Annotated in this window: 11 protein-coding genes; 5 read left to right on the top strand and 6 right to left on the bottom strand. The window is 67.1% G+C overall.

Annotation, left to right across the window (positions count from 1 at the left end):
- Positions 1-550: 550 nt before the first annotated feature.
- Positions 551-823 carry a hypothetical protein gene (locus RN901_RS13485; RefSeq protein ID WP_310758816.1) on the bottom strand — a complete coding sequence of 91 codons (273 nt, stop codon included), beginning with the start codon at positions 821-823 and terminating at the stop codon, positions 551-553.
- 1,198 nt (positions 824-2,021) lie between these two features.
- Here RN901_RS13485 and RN901_RS13480 point away from each other — a divergent pair.
- The 3 genes from RN901_RS13480 to RN901_RS13470 all read left to right on the top strand — a co-directional run bounded on the left by RN901_RS13480 (position 2,022) and on the right by RN901_RS13470 (position 6,234).
- Positions 2,022-3,083 carry a hypothetical protein gene (locus tag RN901_RS13480; protein WP_310758815.1) on the top strand — a complete coding sequence of 354 codons (1,062 nt, stop codon included), beginning with the start codon at positions 2,022-2,024 and terminating at the stop codon, positions 3,081-3,083.
- An 839-nt stretch (positions 3,084-3,922) separates the two neighbouring features.
- Entirely contained in the window at positions 3,923-5,191 is a 1,269-nt protein-coding gene (locus tag RN901_RS13475) for a 6-bladed beta-propeller (RefSeq protein ID WP_310758814.1), read from the top strand.
- Positions 5,192-5,661: 470 nt separating this feature from the next.
- On the top strand, positions 5,662-6,234 hold the full coding sequence (locus RN901_RS13470; protein WP_310758813.1) for a hypothetical protein: 573 nt from the start codon (positions 5,662-5,664) through the stop codon (positions 6,232-6,234).
- A 9-nt stretch (positions 6,235-6,243) separates the two neighbouring features.
- Here RN901_RS13470 and RN901_RS13465 read toward each other — a convergent pair whose 3' ends face one another.
- The 3 genes from RN901_RS13465 to RN901_RS13455 form a co-directional block, all read right to left on the bottom strand.
- On the bottom strand, positions 6,244-7,386 hold the full coding sequence (locus RN901_RS13465) for an integrase arm-type DNA-binding domain-containing protein (protein ID WP_310758812.1): 1,143 nt from the start codon (positions 7,384-7,386) through the stop codon (positions 6,244-6,246).
- Between the two features lie 337 nt (positions 7,387-7,723).
- Positions 7,724-8,557 (bottom strand): hypothetical protein, encoded by an 834-nt coding sequence (locus RN901_RS13460; RefSeq protein ID WP_310758811.1) that lies wholly within the window; start codon positions 8,555-8,557, stop codon positions 7,724-7,726.
- Positions 8,557-10,116 (bottom strand): ATP-dependent DNA helicase RecQ, encoded by a 1,560-nt coding sequence (locus RN901_RS13455; protein WP_310758810.1) that lies wholly within the window; start codon positions 10,114-10,116, stop codon positions 8,557-8,559. Before RN901_RS13455 ends, RN901_RS13460 begins: the two co-directional genes overlap by 1 nt.
- Positions 10,117-10,277: 161 nt before the next feature.
- On the opposite strand from RN901_RS13455, the gene RN901_RS13450 reads away from it, so the two are divergent.
- Positions 10,278-12,524, top strand: coding sequence for a redoxin domain-containing protein (locus tag RN901_RS13450; RefSeq protein WP_310758809.1), 2,247 nt, complete (start codon positions 10,278-10,280; stop codon positions 12,522-12,524).
- 19 nt (positions 12,525-12,543) lie between these two features.
- Here the strand turns inward: RN901_RS13450 and RN901_RS13445 are convergent, their stop codons facing one another.
- Together RN901_RS13445 and RN901_RS13440 are read right to left on the bottom strand one after the other, a co-directional pair.
- Positions 12,544-14,172 carry a PH domain-containing protein gene (locus RN901_RS13445; RefSeq protein ID WP_310758808.1) on the bottom strand — a complete coding sequence of 543 codons (1,629 nt, stop codon included), beginning with the start codon at positions 14,170-14,172 and terminating at the stop codon, positions 12,544-12,546.
- Positions 14,162-14,743, bottom strand: coding sequence for a PH domain-containing protein (locus RN901_RS13440; protein ID WP_310758807.1), 582 nt, complete (start codon positions 14,741-14,743; stop codon positions 14,162-14,164). Before RN901_RS13440 ends, RN901_RS13445 begins: the two co-directional genes overlap by 11 nt.
- Before the next feature lie 86 nt (positions 14,744-14,829).
- On the opposite strand from RN901_RS13440, the gene RN901_RS13435 reads away from it, so the two are divergent.
- Positions 14,830-15,180, top strand: coding sequence for a peptide chain release factor-like protein (locus RN901_RS13435; protein WP_310758806.1), 351 nt, complete (start codon positions 14,830-14,832; stop codon positions 15,178-15,180).
- The last annotated feature ends 58 nt before the right edge of the window (positions 15,181-15,238 follow it).

The following is a 15,238-nucleotide window of genomic DNA, read 5'->3' as shown; positions in this document are numbered from 1 at the left end:
GTCGTCGGCGAATGATTCGCAGGGGCGGGAATCTGGGGGACGCGACCGGATGCGGCGAGTCCGCCGCCGTCCGCGGCGTTCGGTCGGTGCCGGGTTAGCAGCCCGTGGCAAAACCCCGCGTCAGCGCCGAGAACGGTGAAGCGCTCGCCTGACAAGGAGTGACGAGGGAGAATAGCAGCGCTATTCTGCGGATATTTCGTAACTTGCATATACTGCAATGGTTTAGGGTCTTTGGACTATCTCGCATCCCCTTTTTACATCCCTATTTCCAAATGGGATTCCGTGCGACTTTGCCGGACGTTGGCGGACCCCAGGGATCGTTCATCCTTGCGGCTCCAACGCAATCAGCCTGACCACGCGCACGGTCGGCGACGTCAAGCTCGCCGGTCTCGATCTAAGCTGTGGGGCCGATCAGGACCGTGGCCTTAGCTCGCTGGCCGCGACGTCCCAGCGAGATCCGGTCCTCAAGGTCCATCTTCAAACTCAACAACTTCGACCCTGCTTCTCAAGCTCCGATAAACCTCTGTGACCAGTGCAAGGAAGTCAGGAATCAATCTTCTTCGGTCCAATCCAGACCGTCGCCCATCCGACCGCCAAGACCTCCGCCCGTGACTATTGCCGGTGCCAGCGTCGCTGCCTCGACAAAATCCGACCCGTTACAACTGGCACGAACAACCTCCGTCACGCCGCCATGCTCGGCCCCCCTGTAGCGGACGTGAACCTTGCCTTGGTGCGGATTGTTCCGCAGGTAACGCCATCCTTGGAAGATAGCTTCGTTCCAGTCATCAACGAACAACTCCTCCGGGCGGTCCCCACCGTCCATGCTCCCCCCTCGGTCGTAGTGCCAACGCTTCGGCCATGCCCAATCCCAAATCTAGCGAGGCGTTGATCGCGGGCGGAAGGTGCGAGAAGATTTAGCTTGATGCAGAGGTCAACGAAGCGAGATGGAGGGCTTTTGATCGGCGATGGGAAGCGTCCCGGTTCGACCGCTGCGGTGCGGAGGAAACGGAGCGGTCGGCGCGGGGCGGCGGATCGGGAAGCGAGGTCGTCATGAGAGACGTGTTCTATCTGCTTCTGCCCTGCTCGGGTCGGCATGAGTGACTGGATACTGCCGCTCTTGGCACTCGTGCTCATCCCCGGCTTGATGTACTTGGAACTGTGGAGCACTTGGAGGGACAAGCGGCACCGGAAACCCCGACCCCGCCGCCGACGCCGGGGCGGGGTGCGGGATCAAGGCGAGTGTTCCGGTCGGATCCTCCAGGCGGCGGAGGCGGTGCTGGCGACGCCAATGCGCGACCTGCGAGACATTGCGGGCGACGCCGGTGTCTCAGAAGGGAGCGCCGTCATCGTTTGGCTGGCCTGGCTTCGCGGGCTGGACGGTGCGGACACTTTCGGGACGGCCGTTCGCCGGGCGGACCGGACGGAGCTTCGGGCGCTGCTCCACGCGGCGGTTGTGAACGTAGACGCGGAAACCGCACTCGCGTTCGCGGAGGACGATTGCAGCCTCCGCTGCCCTGCAGGGGTGGTGGGGTGCTGGTGCGGCGAGCCGTGTCCAGCGTGTGTTCCAGGCGAATCGTCCCCGGCCGCGCGGCGACAACGACTCTGCGCTGGTTGCTTCGCGGTGGTTGCGGGTCTTGAGGTTCCGTCCGGGGTTCTCACGCGGCTCCGGCGGCGGTTTCGCCGCCGGTGAAAGGCGAGAGCGTGAAATGCAAACCGGATGAGCCGGTCGCGGAGTACATTCGAGACGTTAGTGTTCGGCTAGAGAGTTCCTTGCCACCGCACGCGAGCCAGCCCATGCAAGAGGCGCGCTCCTCGCGAGCCGGCGGGAGGTGATGAGACGCTGGGCCCGCTATCTTGCCGAATCCGCAGGAGCACGCCCTGCGTGGACGCAACTCGGATAGGGAGAGGTCATGGAACCGCGTTCTCCGCAACGGCCAAGTATGTCCCGTCGCGAAGCCGACGCTCACGTCGAGCAGCGGTCCAAGCCGATGCCCTCTTTCCGCCCTCCGATCGAAGTCCACATGTGGCTGGACTTTGCTCTCGACATGGAGCGCAAGAAGCACGCTGCGGTCCCAATCCGGTCCAGCCCCATCGGCGACTGGGAGGCAATACAAGCTTGGGGTTACATTACGACGGCTTACGTGCTCGCCGAGCAGGGACTGAAGGCACTCCTTCACCACACTGTCAGCTTCGACGAGGCGCGTCGCGGCTTGCGCGAAACCCATAGGCTACGCTGCCTCTTCGACGCCCTTGACCGCAAGGACCGAGCAACGCTGAACGACTTCTACGAAGACTACCTTCGCGCGCAACGAGCCGGAGGCCCCGGCATCCAAGAGAACGTCGCGTCGTTTCTTGACCATCTCGACACCGGCCGTGGATCCGTAACGTGGAGGTACAGTATCCAAGAGTCTGCCGAGGCCGACGCGGTTCCACACTTCCGGCATCTGCACTTGCGACTCCTGTGGGAGTGCATACGCTGCGTCAAGGATCTCCTGTATTACCGCACCATCGATGAGCAGTGCGTTCCGCAGCCGCACAGCGAAATCCAGCGGGGCCGGCGGCGCCAAGTGTACGAAGAATGGTGCTTCCGAAAGCGCCATTCTGACGGCGACTGGCATGCCCAAGACCGAATCGAACTCCTCTGGGGTCCCGATGCAGGCGAGCATGTCGATTTCCTCGTGATCCAAGACGGACTTGTCGCGTTCTGGTTTGGCGACCCCGAGAAGGTCCGATCTCAGCTTGAACTGAGAATCATCGATTCAAGGGCTGATATCCGAGAATTCAGTGCGACGAGCGACGCTGCGTTCGGGGATGGCGCGAACGAGATGTCGCTTACGTCCCGCGAATCGACGGTCGACTTCGGCGGTGTCGGGGGGACCAGTGTGATTCAAGCCAAGTTCGATCAGGAGAATCAACTCGCGCTCGTGCGATACCGGAACCAACTCCTAGCCAATCGTGATTCGAGGGGTGAGGCTGAACTGCAAGCCGCCACCGATGAGTATGGTCGATCCGTACGGCGGGCTCGGAAGGATCGCATCAAGGCGGTCGTCGAGCTGCTTATGGATGACTCCGGCAGGGACTGACAACGACGGCCCCGGCTCGGGACAACCCTCCGGGACGGCAGCCACTGAGGTAGCGCTCGCCATCGCCGTCGCCGTTCACCTCACGTTTTAAACCAGCGATCTACCGGATCTCCCCATCTTCCTTGAACTACCGAACGCATGTCGCCGCTTCCTTGACGGCTGCCACGAACACGTCCCCGGACCACCCCATTGGTTCCTCGAAACCAGCTATCCCCGTCCTGCCGTTGGTGCTGGCGCGCGTCGGCTCCGTCGCGGGGCGTTGGGCGGCCGTGACATCACGGTCGATCGAGGCGGAGGTGGACGGGTGGATCCGCGAACGCAGCGTCGAAGCCGGTTTCGCAAGCACTCGGCGAGCTTCGCAGCGACCGGAAAACAGCCCCTTTAGATGCTCCTAAGGCACGGCAGCCAGCCGACGCAGTGTTGAACACTGCGGCTGGCGAGGGGGACGCTGCGCCCCCCTTGAACCCCCAGCATCCCGCGTCGCTCAGCGGTCAGCGGAGGGACGCGGAAGGCCGCGTCCCCGACACCGGCGCCGGTGCGCTCGGGCCTGAGCGCCGCACCGTCATCAGCACTTCGGTGGCATCACGCCCGCCGACCATACCGCCTCGTCGGAAAGGCGACGGCGTGGCGTGTCCGATCACCCCGCATCGATGGCCTGGTAGTGCATCGTGCAGACCGCCAAGCCTCGTGTATTTTTCCACCGGACGCTGCTCGCCACCGCATCTCGGACGAAGGCGGTCACGGCGCATTCTTGGGGGCCTCCGGTGCGGCTATCGGGCAACGGAAACGGACCGGGCACCATCTAACCGTGGATTGGGGCGAGGGGTGGTGAGAGCCGTGTGAATCTGACCGATGGAGAACACCGAGTCGTGTACCGTGAATCGATAGCAGGCGCGCTGGCGCTACTAATGGCCGCAGCCCCGGCGGTGGCCCAGGAGGTCATTGAACTGCCTGCTGAAGACCGCCAGCTGAATCCCACCTTGGACGAGGTCTACAGGGTCGGGTCGGCGTTGGGTGAGGACTGGGAACAGTTCGGCAACGTGCGCCGCGTGGCGTTCGATGCCGCAGGCCAGCTCTACGTGTTCGACAACCAAGCGGATCGAATCATCGTCGTGGGCGCGGACGGCGGGTTCCAACGGGCGTTCGGGCGGGAAGGCGATGGACCCGGGGAGTTCCGGAGTCCAGACGGCTTCGCCGTCATGCCCGACGGGCGGGTCGTGATGGGGGATCTCGGTCACCGCGGCTACCACATCTTCGATGCGGACGGCGAATTCGAGCGCACGGTGCGGATGGCACCCGAGCCGGGTAACGTGCGAATCACAGACCTCCTTCCCGACCCGCGTGGAGAAGCCGTCTACTCCGCCGTGGGCGCGCAGTTGCTCAGGATGGGCTCCGGCACCACGGCGCGAACGACTCCGCCCACGTCGCGACCGGTCGAACGGCTCATCCTGACCGGCGAAATGGCAGTGAAGGACACCGTTGCGGAGGGCTGGCTTCCGGAAGGCGGAGACCCAACCGAGCTACCGATCGGCGGTCGGCCCAGCTTCCGACTACCGCCCCCGCAGGTGTTCGGTCCGATGATGCTGGCCGGAGTGCTTCCAGACGGTAGCGTGGCGTTTTCCGACTCGTCGGCGTACGCGATCAAGATCGCGCGCTCCGGGGCGGGGGTCTTCCGAATCCTGCAGCGGCCCCTCCAGCCGACCCGGGTCACCGACCGGATGATCGAGAACGAGCGAGAACGGCGGGCGGCTCTCGCGGCTGCGGGCCAGGGGCCGAGAATGGTGGTCAACGGCGTGGAGTATTTCCCGCAAGTCCAGCTTCTCGACAGGGTGGGGGTCTTCACCGAGGTGTCGATTGTACGGGGGCTGAGAACGAGTTGGAACGGTGAGATCTGGGTGCAAAGGCGCGGGGAGGAGCCCAGCGACGATGATGGCCCCATCGATGTTGTGACCATGGAGGGGCGCTACATCGGGACCTATCCGGCGGGCTCGATCGCGCTGCCGGACGCTCTCGGCCCGGACGGCTTGGCCGCTTTCGTCGAACAGGACGAAATGGACGTGGAGACGGTGGTGGTGAAGCGGCTGCGGCGGGCTTCGCGGAGTCCGTAGCTGACGGAGGATTGAGGCGGCCCGCGATCCTTGCGCGCTTCTCGGGGTCGAAGGGGCGGAGCCCCTCGCCAGCCCCGTGTATAACACGGGGCTGGCTTGAGCGCCTAACGGTGCTCCAAGCCAGCCCGGCGGACGCCTCCGAAACGCCTCTTCGGGCGTCGCCCGGAACAACCTCGACCAGACCATCGCGGGCCGACCCCATCGCCTAGTCGTCGTTGGTTTCAAGGACGGCGAAGGCGACGGCGGCGCGCTCTGTCGAGCACCGCGTTTCCCCCTACCCGTACCCCCTCCGGGACCTGAGTTCGTCGCTCGTGGGCGATCCTGCGACACGGTAGGTTCCCCGAAATGCCCGAGCCCGGCCCGGGAACTACCTCTGAGCCCTTCGAGGAGGCGGCGACCCCTCCAACGTACCTATATTCCGCGGCGGTCCCAGTCGGGGGCGGCAAGAGTATCGGTACGGGAACAGGGCAATGGTCAAGAAGCCACGAATCGCGCACACCCTCGTACCGAGCCTCCTGCTGGCCGCATCCGCAGCCTTCCCGGTCGGCGCGAGCGCTCAAACCGCGCCGCCATTCAAGTCCGCGCTCAGCGCCGCAATGGCCGAAGTGCGCCGGAGTCCATTCTACTCGACGAGCCGTGTCGAGGGACTCTCGATCGTCGGGATGGCCTCGGTCGCCGTTCCCCATGCCGGATATCGGTTGGACCCCGACTCGACCGAGGGACCGTCCTTCCACAGGGTGTTCTGGCCAACGCTCGGGGCCGTTTTCCTGTCGGAGTTCGTGTTTCTGTACAACGTTTTCGACGATGAATCGGATGTGTCCGGGGACGTGTTCGGCACGGCGGTCCTGGTTGTGGGACCACCGGCGGTTGCACGGATCATGGGGGCTCGGTTCACCTCCGGCCTGCTCGGTTCGGCAGCGGGACTCGGCCTCGGCTATGGACTCTTTCGTCTGGGATTGGCGTCCGGGCTGGACGACTCCGTAGCGTACTGGTCCATTCCGCTAACCCATGCCTTACTGACCACCGTCATCAGCCGGTTGTAGCACCTCTCGTCAAGGCTGGGTCCCGGTGCCCGCTCCCCGGCCCGCGAGATACGCTTCCCAGTCGGCCATGAGCCGACGCCGCCGCTCGAACAGGTCCGTGCGGCGGTACGCGGCCTCGACCTTGCTCTTGACCACGTGCGCCAGCGCCGCCTCGACCACCTCGCGGGGATGGTCGGTCTTCTCCGCCGCCCAGTCCCGGAACGACGACCGGAACCCGTGCGGCACCGCCGCGATCCCGTGCTTCCTCAAGAGCCGGTTCAGCCGCTTCCCGTCCAGCGTCCTCCCGCGCTCGTTCACGAACACGACCGGATTCTTCCCGCCCTCCAGCTTTCGGGCCGCCTCCAGAATCTCCAGTGCCCGCTCGCACAGCGGCACCCGCTGCTCGCGCCCGGTCTTCATCCGGGTTGCGGGGATCGTCCAAACACCCGAGCGTTCATCCATCTCGCTCCACACCGCGCCACGGACCTCGGCACCACGCGCCGCCGTCAGGACAAGGAACTCGAAGGCCAACGTGTCCACTCTCCCCGGATCCGCCGCCCGCACCTTCGCGACGGCCGCGGCGACCTCGCCGTGAGGCAGGGCCTTGTGGTGGGTGACGACATCGTGCTGCGGTCCCAGCAGGTGAAGGATCCGGTCGCAGGGGTTGTCCGTCCTCCATTCCATGGCGATGGCCCACTCCAAGACCGCCCGGATGCGCATATGCACGAACCGGGCCGTGGGACCCATGGTGTGCCAGATCGGGGTGAGGATCTCCAGCACGTCGCCGCTAGTGACCTCCGAGACGGCGACATCCCCGATGCGGGGGAAGGCGTGAATCTCCAAGTTGCGGAACCATTCCTTGGCGTACGCGGCGCTCCGCCACCCGGCCCGCTTCTGCTCGACCACGAGCTTAGAGGCTTCGGCGAAGGTGGGGATGCCGACCAGCCGCCGCTTCTCGGCCAAGGGATCGCCGCCCGAACGGGCGAGCTTCCGGTTGGCGAGCGCCTGCTCGCGGGCTTCGGCGAGAGAGACCAGTTCGACGCTTCCGAGTCCGAGCTCCCGCTTGCGTCCCCGGATGACGAGGCGTTGAATCCAGCTGCGGGTTCCGGTCTTCTGGACGTAGAGGTAGAGTCCGTTCCCGTCGCAGTGTCTTCCGGGCGGTGCGGAGCGCACGAAGGGGGCGGAGAGCCGCTTGTGTGGATGGCGGCCTCGGGGCTTGCCTCGCGGGCGTTTCGTGGGGGAAGTGTTACCATTATCCATCCCCTAATCGTAGCCGGGATGGAGCGGGATGGCAAGGATCGTAGCTGGACGGCAGAGGTAGGAGAAACCCTACCTAAAGCGTTGTAAATGCAAGATGTTACGAACTGTTATGGACGACTTCGGACATCATGGGATTCCAAGCGTCCGACTTGCAGCGCTATTTGACCGAGGAGCGACGCAGAGCGCAGCGTTTCAGGCGAGATGCAGCGCCGCTCGAACGCAGCGGGGCTTTTGCCACGGGCTGCTAGGGTCATTCGCCGGCGAGGAGTCCCGGGTTGTGCCGGCGGGCGTAGTCCACGCAGGCCTCCCAGTCCGCTGCGTAGAAGGCGCGGGCGCGCGCGAGTTGCGCTTCGGTGAGGAGCGGGTCGGAACTCAGGAGCCGCTCCGGCGCGACGCGTCCGAGCGTTACGCCCGCGTGCCAGGCGAGCCGGCGAGACCGCACACGGAGCCACCGGAGGCCGGCGGACGCGGGCTCTTCGCGCCGCTTCACGGGCCAGCGTCGACGCACCTCGCGCAGGAATCGGTACTGCCGGTCGCGATAGGAACGGTTCGACGGGCGGAACGAGATCCGGGCCTCGTCATACGACGCGCCCACGTAGTCGGCGATGGTGCGAACGAAGGCCCGGGGATCCTCGACGAGCTGGTCGAAGAAGAGGACGAGGGGCCGATGCTCGAAGTGGTCCTCGAGCACCCGGATGCGCTCGCGGAAGAGGGCCGAGGACTGCGGCCGGACGCCTTCGTCGCGCTCGAGGTCGATGAAGGCCTCGAACGGGACATGGCGCAGCTCCTTGATCTCCCGGAGATACACCGACCGGAGCCACTCATCGTGGCGGCGCAGGACCAGAATCGGCCGGGCCGCCGGCGCCGCGCGCGCGAACCACTCCACGGCGGGCGTCAACTCGCGGTATCCGAGTTGCCGGGACACGAGCACGGGAAGATCTCCGCCCCGCCGCATCACCTTCGCGCTCTGCCGAAACCGGGTGCGCGGCACGTAGCGCACGCCCCGAAAACGCGGAAACACCCGTTCCTGCAGCCACCGCGAGGCCGCCCGGCCCGCTCCCGCGTGGAAAAAGACCTCCGGCATCAACTCTCGCGTAGCGCATCCAGGAACACGTCGCCGTACTGCTGGAGCTTGGCGGGGCCGATGCCGGGGACCCGCAGCATCTCCTCGGGCGAGCCGGGGCGCAGGTCGATCAGGTCCCACAGCACCTGGTCGCTGAACACGATGTAGGCGGGGACGCCGCGCGCGTCCGCCAGTTGCTTCCGCAGCGTGCGGAGGCGCTGGAAGGTGGGGTCCGACGGCGACCGGTCGACATCGGCCGCCGCGGGGCGCCGCCGGGAGCCCGCCGCGCGCGCCTTCCGCTTGAGCACGGGGAGCACGTCCACGAGATCCGTCACGCCGAGTCCCGTACACACGTCGCACGACTCGCCGCACCCATCGAAGTCCTCCCCGAAGTAGGCGAGCAGCCCGCGGTGGCGGCACGCGTCGCGGTCCGCGAGCCGGAAGAGGTCGACGGCCGCCCGGCGCTTCGCCTCGCTCACCCCCGGATCGTCGATCTCGGCGAGGAACCGCTCGCGCACCTTCACGTCCGCCCACGAGTAGAAGAGCACGCAATCGCTCGGGAGTCCGTCCCGTCCGGCGCGTCCGATCTCCTGGTACCACGACTCGATGTCCGACGGCATGTCCCGGTGGATGACGAAGCGCACGTTGGACTTGTCGATCCCCATCCCGAACGCGATCGTCGCCACGACCACGTCGACCTCGTCGCGGGCGAAGGCGTCCTGGTGCTCAGCCCGCGCGTCGTCGTCGAGTCCCGCGTGGTAGGGGACGGCGTCGACGCCCTCGCGCCGCAGGAACTCCGCCATCTGTTCCACGGACTTTCGCGACAGGCAGTAGACGATCCCGCTCTCCCCCCGGTGCCGCCGGATGAGCCCGAGAATCTCGGCCCGCGTATTCCCCTCCCCCTTCTTGCGGCAGACGACGCGGAGGTTCGAGCGAAAGAAGGAACCCTTGTATCCCTCGGGTTTCCTCATCCCCAACTGTCGAACGATGTCGGCGGCGACCCGCCGGGTGGCGGTCGCGGTGAGCGCGAGGATCGGCAGTCCGTTTCCTCCCGCGCCTTCGTCGCGAATCTCGTCCCTCAGTCCCTGGAGCGCGCGGTAGGACGGACGAAAGTCGTGTCCCCACTGCGAGATACAGTGCGCCTCGTCGACGACGATCAGGGAAAGCGGCGCGTAACGGAGGCGTGCCCGCATGTGCGGCCCCAGCGCTTCCGGCGCCAGGTAGACGAGTTCATAGTCCCCGCGCTCGAATCCCCGCAGCCGGCGCCGGCGCTCGTCCGCCGCGAGCGACGAGTTGATCGCCGTGGCCCGGAACCCGAGGTCGCGGAGGGCATCGACCTGGTCCTTCATGAGGCTGATGAGCGGGGAGAGGACGAGCACCGTCCCCGGCATGAGACGTGCCGGGATCTGGAAGGTGAGCGATTTCCCCGCCCCTGTGGGCATGACGCCGATGCAATCCCGCCCCGCGAGGACGGAATCGATGATGTGCGCCTGTCCCGGCCGGAATTCGTCGTAGCCGAACACGTCGCGCAGGACGGATTCCGGGGGGGAGGCGCCGAGGTCGATCATCGTTCGCAACATACGATGGATGTCCGGTCCCGGCTCAACGGGACCTCAACGGCGCGGCCGCGGTATCACGTCATAGTCGGATCACGCGCGCGGGCGTGCGGGAAACCCTTTTCGTGCCGTCAGCGTCCTTACAGGTTGAGAGGCTCAGGCTGCCCCTGCCCCGGAGGTGTGCGATGTCGACGCGTTCCCGCCGATCCGGTCCGAAGGTCGGAATTCTTCTTCTTCCGCTCATCGTGTTTGCGGGCGCGCTGCTTGGAGCGTGCGGGGATGGTGCCGTGCCGCCCGACTACACTGCCGAGGAACTCGCGGCGGCGAAGCAGCAGCTTCGGGACCATGCGCGGCTGCGCACGTTCGAGGCCGGGAAGCTGTTCGGAGACGAGTGGGTCGCCCGCGCTCCGGACGACGCGGAACTTCGAGGCCTCTACGCCTACCAGCTCGCGGGCTGGGGCCTGTCGAAGGAGGTCCGCGAGCAAGCCGATGCGCTTCTCGCCGAAGATCCGAAGAACCCGTGGGGCCTCTACGCGAAGGCCTATGCGCACCTCCTCGACCGTGAAGCGAAGCTCGCGGTCGAGACCGTGCGGACGGCGTGGGAGGCTTCGCCGCAGCCGGAGTTCGCTTTCCTCTACCTGAGGGCGCTGGCGCAAGCCGATTTCAACGCGGCACGCGAGTTGCTCGCATCGTTCGACGAAGAGACCCGCGCCTGGCCGGAGGTTCTGCGAATGAAGGGCCGGATCGAGTCGCAGGCCCGCTACGCGCTGGACGATCCGACATGGGCGGACACCAGCTCGGCGACGTTCACGGAACTCATTGAGCGCTTCCCGAACCACGTCAGCGGATACACGTGGCTGGCCAACGAGGCCTACAACGCCCGCCGCATGGACGAGTGGACGACGCTCATGGAGACCGCCCTCGAACTCGCACCGGGGTCGGGGGACGTGCGGAGCCAGCACTGGAGGGGCTTGTGGCAGTCGGAACTCCTTCCCGCCGAGGAACGGCAGGCGGCGGTGGAAGCGAGCATGGCGGCATATCGGGAGGCGAGCCCCGAGACCCTGGAGGGCCTGCAGGCCATGGCCTCCATGTACCGGCAGATGGAAGACGAAGAGCGCGCGGCCGAACTCGAGGCCCGAATCGTCGAGAGCGATCCGGCGAGCTATCACGCGATGACCGTGTACGTGGGCGAGACGCGAAGAATCAGCCGGGAATCATACGAGATCTACCAGGCGCACGGCGAAGACTCGCCGGAGTATCGGGCCCAACTCCCCCTGGTTCGCGGTGCGGCGTATCGCTATCTGGAACGCCCGCTCTACAGCGACGTCTTCACAGGCGGCGTCTATCTCGATCTCTACTCGGCGCTCAACGCGATGGACCCCGTTCCCGCCGAAGAGTTGGCCGAGGCGATCCGGGGGCTCGCGAAGTACGAGCGTCTCAATCCCTACTTCACGTTCGGGGAAGCCCCGCTCGCGATGATCGATCACACGCCATACCCGCTCGAGGCGGTCGACATCGTACGCGAGGGCATGCCCATTGTGCTGGAGCGATTGAACGAGTCGCGATACCGGTACGATACGGAGGGCGAGTGGGATCAGACACTTCGGTACTACCTGGGCGGCATCTACGACGTCATCGGCTGGGCGTACTTCAAGGCCGGCCGCACGGACGACGGGCGCCACACCCTGGAGCGCGCGCTGGCAATCAATGACCGCAACCGGGACGCAAGGTATCACGCGGGTCAGGTGTACGAGCAGTTGGCCGCCGAGGCAGAGAAGGCGGGAGATACCGAGGCGTTCACCGAGTGGCTGGATCGGGCCGAGGACTCCTACATCGCCGGATTCGGGGCCGCCCGTGGCGAGAACCCGAACGAGGCGGCGCTCGAAGCGCTCTACGAGAGCCGGAACGGGAGCCGCGACGGGATCGAGGAGTACCTCGCGACGCTCGACGAACGCGACCGGATCCGGCGGCGCGATCGCATCCTCGAGTCGCGAGTGGAGGCGGCGGGCACGTACGAACCGTTCACGCTCGCGCGGCTCGACGGCGAAATGGTCGACTCGGCGGACCTCGAGGGGAAGATCGCCGTGCTGCACTTCTGGGGGACGTGGTGCGGGCCGTGCGTCGTCGAGATGCCGGAGTACCAGAAGTTCGATGAGCGCTACCGCGACGACGCGGAGGTCGCCGTGCTCTCGATCAGCAACGACCGCACGAACGACGTGATCGAGGAGTACCTGGCGAAGAACAACTTCGACTTCACCGTGCTCGTGGACGACGACTACGTGACGCGCGCGGGGGTGAGCGCCTGGCCCACGACCTGGTTCGTCGACCGCGAGGGCTACATCCAGTTCGTGAAGATCGGCACCGCCCTGAAGCTCGACGAGGAGTTCTCCTGGCGCGTCGAGGCGCTTCGGGGAGCTGACGACACGCGCTGACGCCGCCGGCGACGGCCGGCTACCAGCGGAAGGCGGTTCGGGCGGCCTCCGCGGCGAGGAGCGTCCGCAGCTCCCGGGCCGTGTCGACGGGCAGATAGGGGATGTCGACCTTGTGGGAGGCGGCCCCCGCTCCGGCCGTATCCACCCGGAGGCTGGCCATGCCCCGCCAGCGGTCGATCGGCGACGCGCGCAGCGCGACGACCTGGATGCGGGTGTAACGGGCGATCGTCGTCCGGCGCCACAGCCAGCCGCTCCGGAACCAGACCATGTCGTCCTTCAGCGCCCACCCGAGGTGGTCGACATAGCGCCGCGCGTAGAGCACGGCCCAGGCGAGAAACGCGGCGTGGAAGGCGACGCCCCAGGCTTCGAGCGCGAAGTAGAGCGGCACCGCGGCCAGCGTGGCGAGGAAGCACGTTCCCCTCAACACGCGCCGGAAGGCGAGCGGAGATACGGGCTCCCAATTCACCTCGGGAGCGTCCAGTTCCGGGATCACCTCCCGGAGGAACTCACGCAGGCGTTCTCGTCTCAGGATGGGCGCGAGTTGGTGCCGGTGCGGATCCGCGTTCCCCTGCGCCCCGGCCTGGCTTCCTCCGGCGGTCTGGACGCCGACCGCAACCCGGCCCGCCCAGCGGTGGAGCGGTCCCTCGTGGATCGTCACCGTCTGAACGCGGCGTAACGGGATCGTCGCGGCGACCTGCGTCAGCATGCCGAACGTGGCGCGCAGTCCCTCCTCGGACCGCACGACCCGGTAGTCGTGCAGGCGCACGAGCGTCCAGACGATCGAGAGTAGTCGGGCGAAGATCACGAAGGCGACGACGAGCGCCGCAATGGCGGCCACGGTCACGAGAACGCCGGCCGCCACCACGTCCGCGGCGGCGCCCTCGACCGCGGGCCCGATCCACGACTGCTCCCCGGCGACCCAGTCGGAGGCCCGCTCGAACAGCCCCGTCTCCCACGCGAGGCCGAAGGCGGCGGCGATCAGCACCATGCCGCGGTTCTGGAGCAGACCGTGGAGCAGAAGTTCGCGCGCGGGAAGATGCAGCAGCGTGCGACCCTCCGGGGTGCCGGCCGACGCGAGATCCGTCGCCGCTGGCTCCGCGAGTATGCCGGTCGCCGCCTCCCCGGCACCCGTCCCCGTCGCGGCGTCCGTCACCTCTCCGGCAGCCGCCGCCTCCCCGGCGGCCTCGCGCTTTCCCTCGCGGACCCGCTCCCGCAGCGCTTCGAGGGCCGGCAGCGGGAGGACGGTCAGCGTCGCCTCGGGTTCCTGTCCCCCGCCCGTCTGGAGCTTGACCTCCACGACACCCAGCACGCGATGGAACACGCCCTGCACGGCGTCGAGGTTCTGGATCCTCGCGTACGGCACGTGTCGCTCGCGCCGAAACAGGAGGCCGCTCCGGATCACGAGTTCCGCCTCCTCGTACCGGTACCGGAAGGTCAGGTAGCGGACCACGGACCCCACCACGAGAGGGATGAGCCCGACAAGGAGGACGAAACGCATCTCCACGACGCCCAGGAAGTTGGCCGACGCGCCTCCGATGATCAGGGGGAGGATCGCCCGCCGCAGTTGGCTTCCGAGCGAGAAGCCGATGGAGAGCGGATGGAGCCGGTGTTCGGTGGCCCGCGAGGGCGCCGCCGCCTCAGACGGCATCGTCTCCCGCCGGCGGCAGGAGATGATCCCGGATGCGGAGCGCCGTCCCGTGCTCCAGGCCATCGAGGGAGACCTTGGCGTGGTCGGTGCCCGCGGTGTAGATGCCCAGCGTCCCGAGGCCGTACTTCCGCTCGAGCGGCCCCTGCGACACGTCGGTGTGCTGCACGCGGGAACGCGCCACGCTGATCGCCTGCCGCCAGATCACGCCCTTGCGGATCTCGATCCCGTCCGGGTGCACGGCGTAGGACGCGTGACGGTGGTGAAGGACCGGCCACCGGTACAGCCACCAGCCCAGCGCGACCGTGATGGCGCTCCAGACGCTGACCAACCCCGCCACGACGCCGGGTGGCGGCCCGGCCACGACCCACAGCACGGCGACGCCCGCCGCAAGCGGGAGCGAGACACAACCCGTGACGATGCCGCCGATCGTGCGCTGCAGCGGGATCACCTTCGGATCGAGCGAACGCCGCACCCCGTCCGCGATGCCGCCGGTCGCCGGGTCCGACGAGCCCGTCGAGGCGGCCATCTCGGCCGGGTCCGGCGTCTCGGGGCTGTGCGTCGACTCGTTCATGTGGACAAGTTACGCTGATCGAACGGTTTTCGTGTCCGCGCTCCTGGCCGGCGGAAACCGCGCCGGCGATCCGACGGGAGGAAGCGGTGAGTGCCGCGGAGTCACGCAGCGACGAAGAACTGCTCGCCGAGTGCACGGTCGAGACGTTCCGGGCCGGCGGTCCGGGCGGCCAGCACCAGAACAAGACGGAGTCGGCCGTCCGGCTCACGCACCGCCCCACCGGCATCGTCGTGACCGCGCGCGAGTCCCGCAGTCAACACCGCAACCGCGCCCGCGCCCTGGCTCGGCTCCGCGCCGCCCTCCGGGAGCGGGAGCACACCCCCAGGCCCCGCCGCCCGACGAAGCCCAGCCGGGCCTCCCGGGAGGAACGGCTGAAAGAGAAACGGCGCCGCTCCCTCACGAAGAGGCAGCGGCGCCGTCCCGAATCCGACGAGTAGGCGGGCTTGTCTCCCATAATCATGCAGATTCCCGCGTGATTTGCACGACCGGGTCACG

Source organism: Candidatus Palauibacter soopunensis (assembly GCF_947581735.1).
Lineage (GTDB): Bacteria > Gemmatimonadota > Gemmatimonadetes > Palauibacterales > Palauibacteraceae > Palauibacter > Palauibacter soopunensis.
Note: the sequence above shows the minus strand (reverse complement) of the source record. Positions and strands in the feature narration are given on the sequence as shown.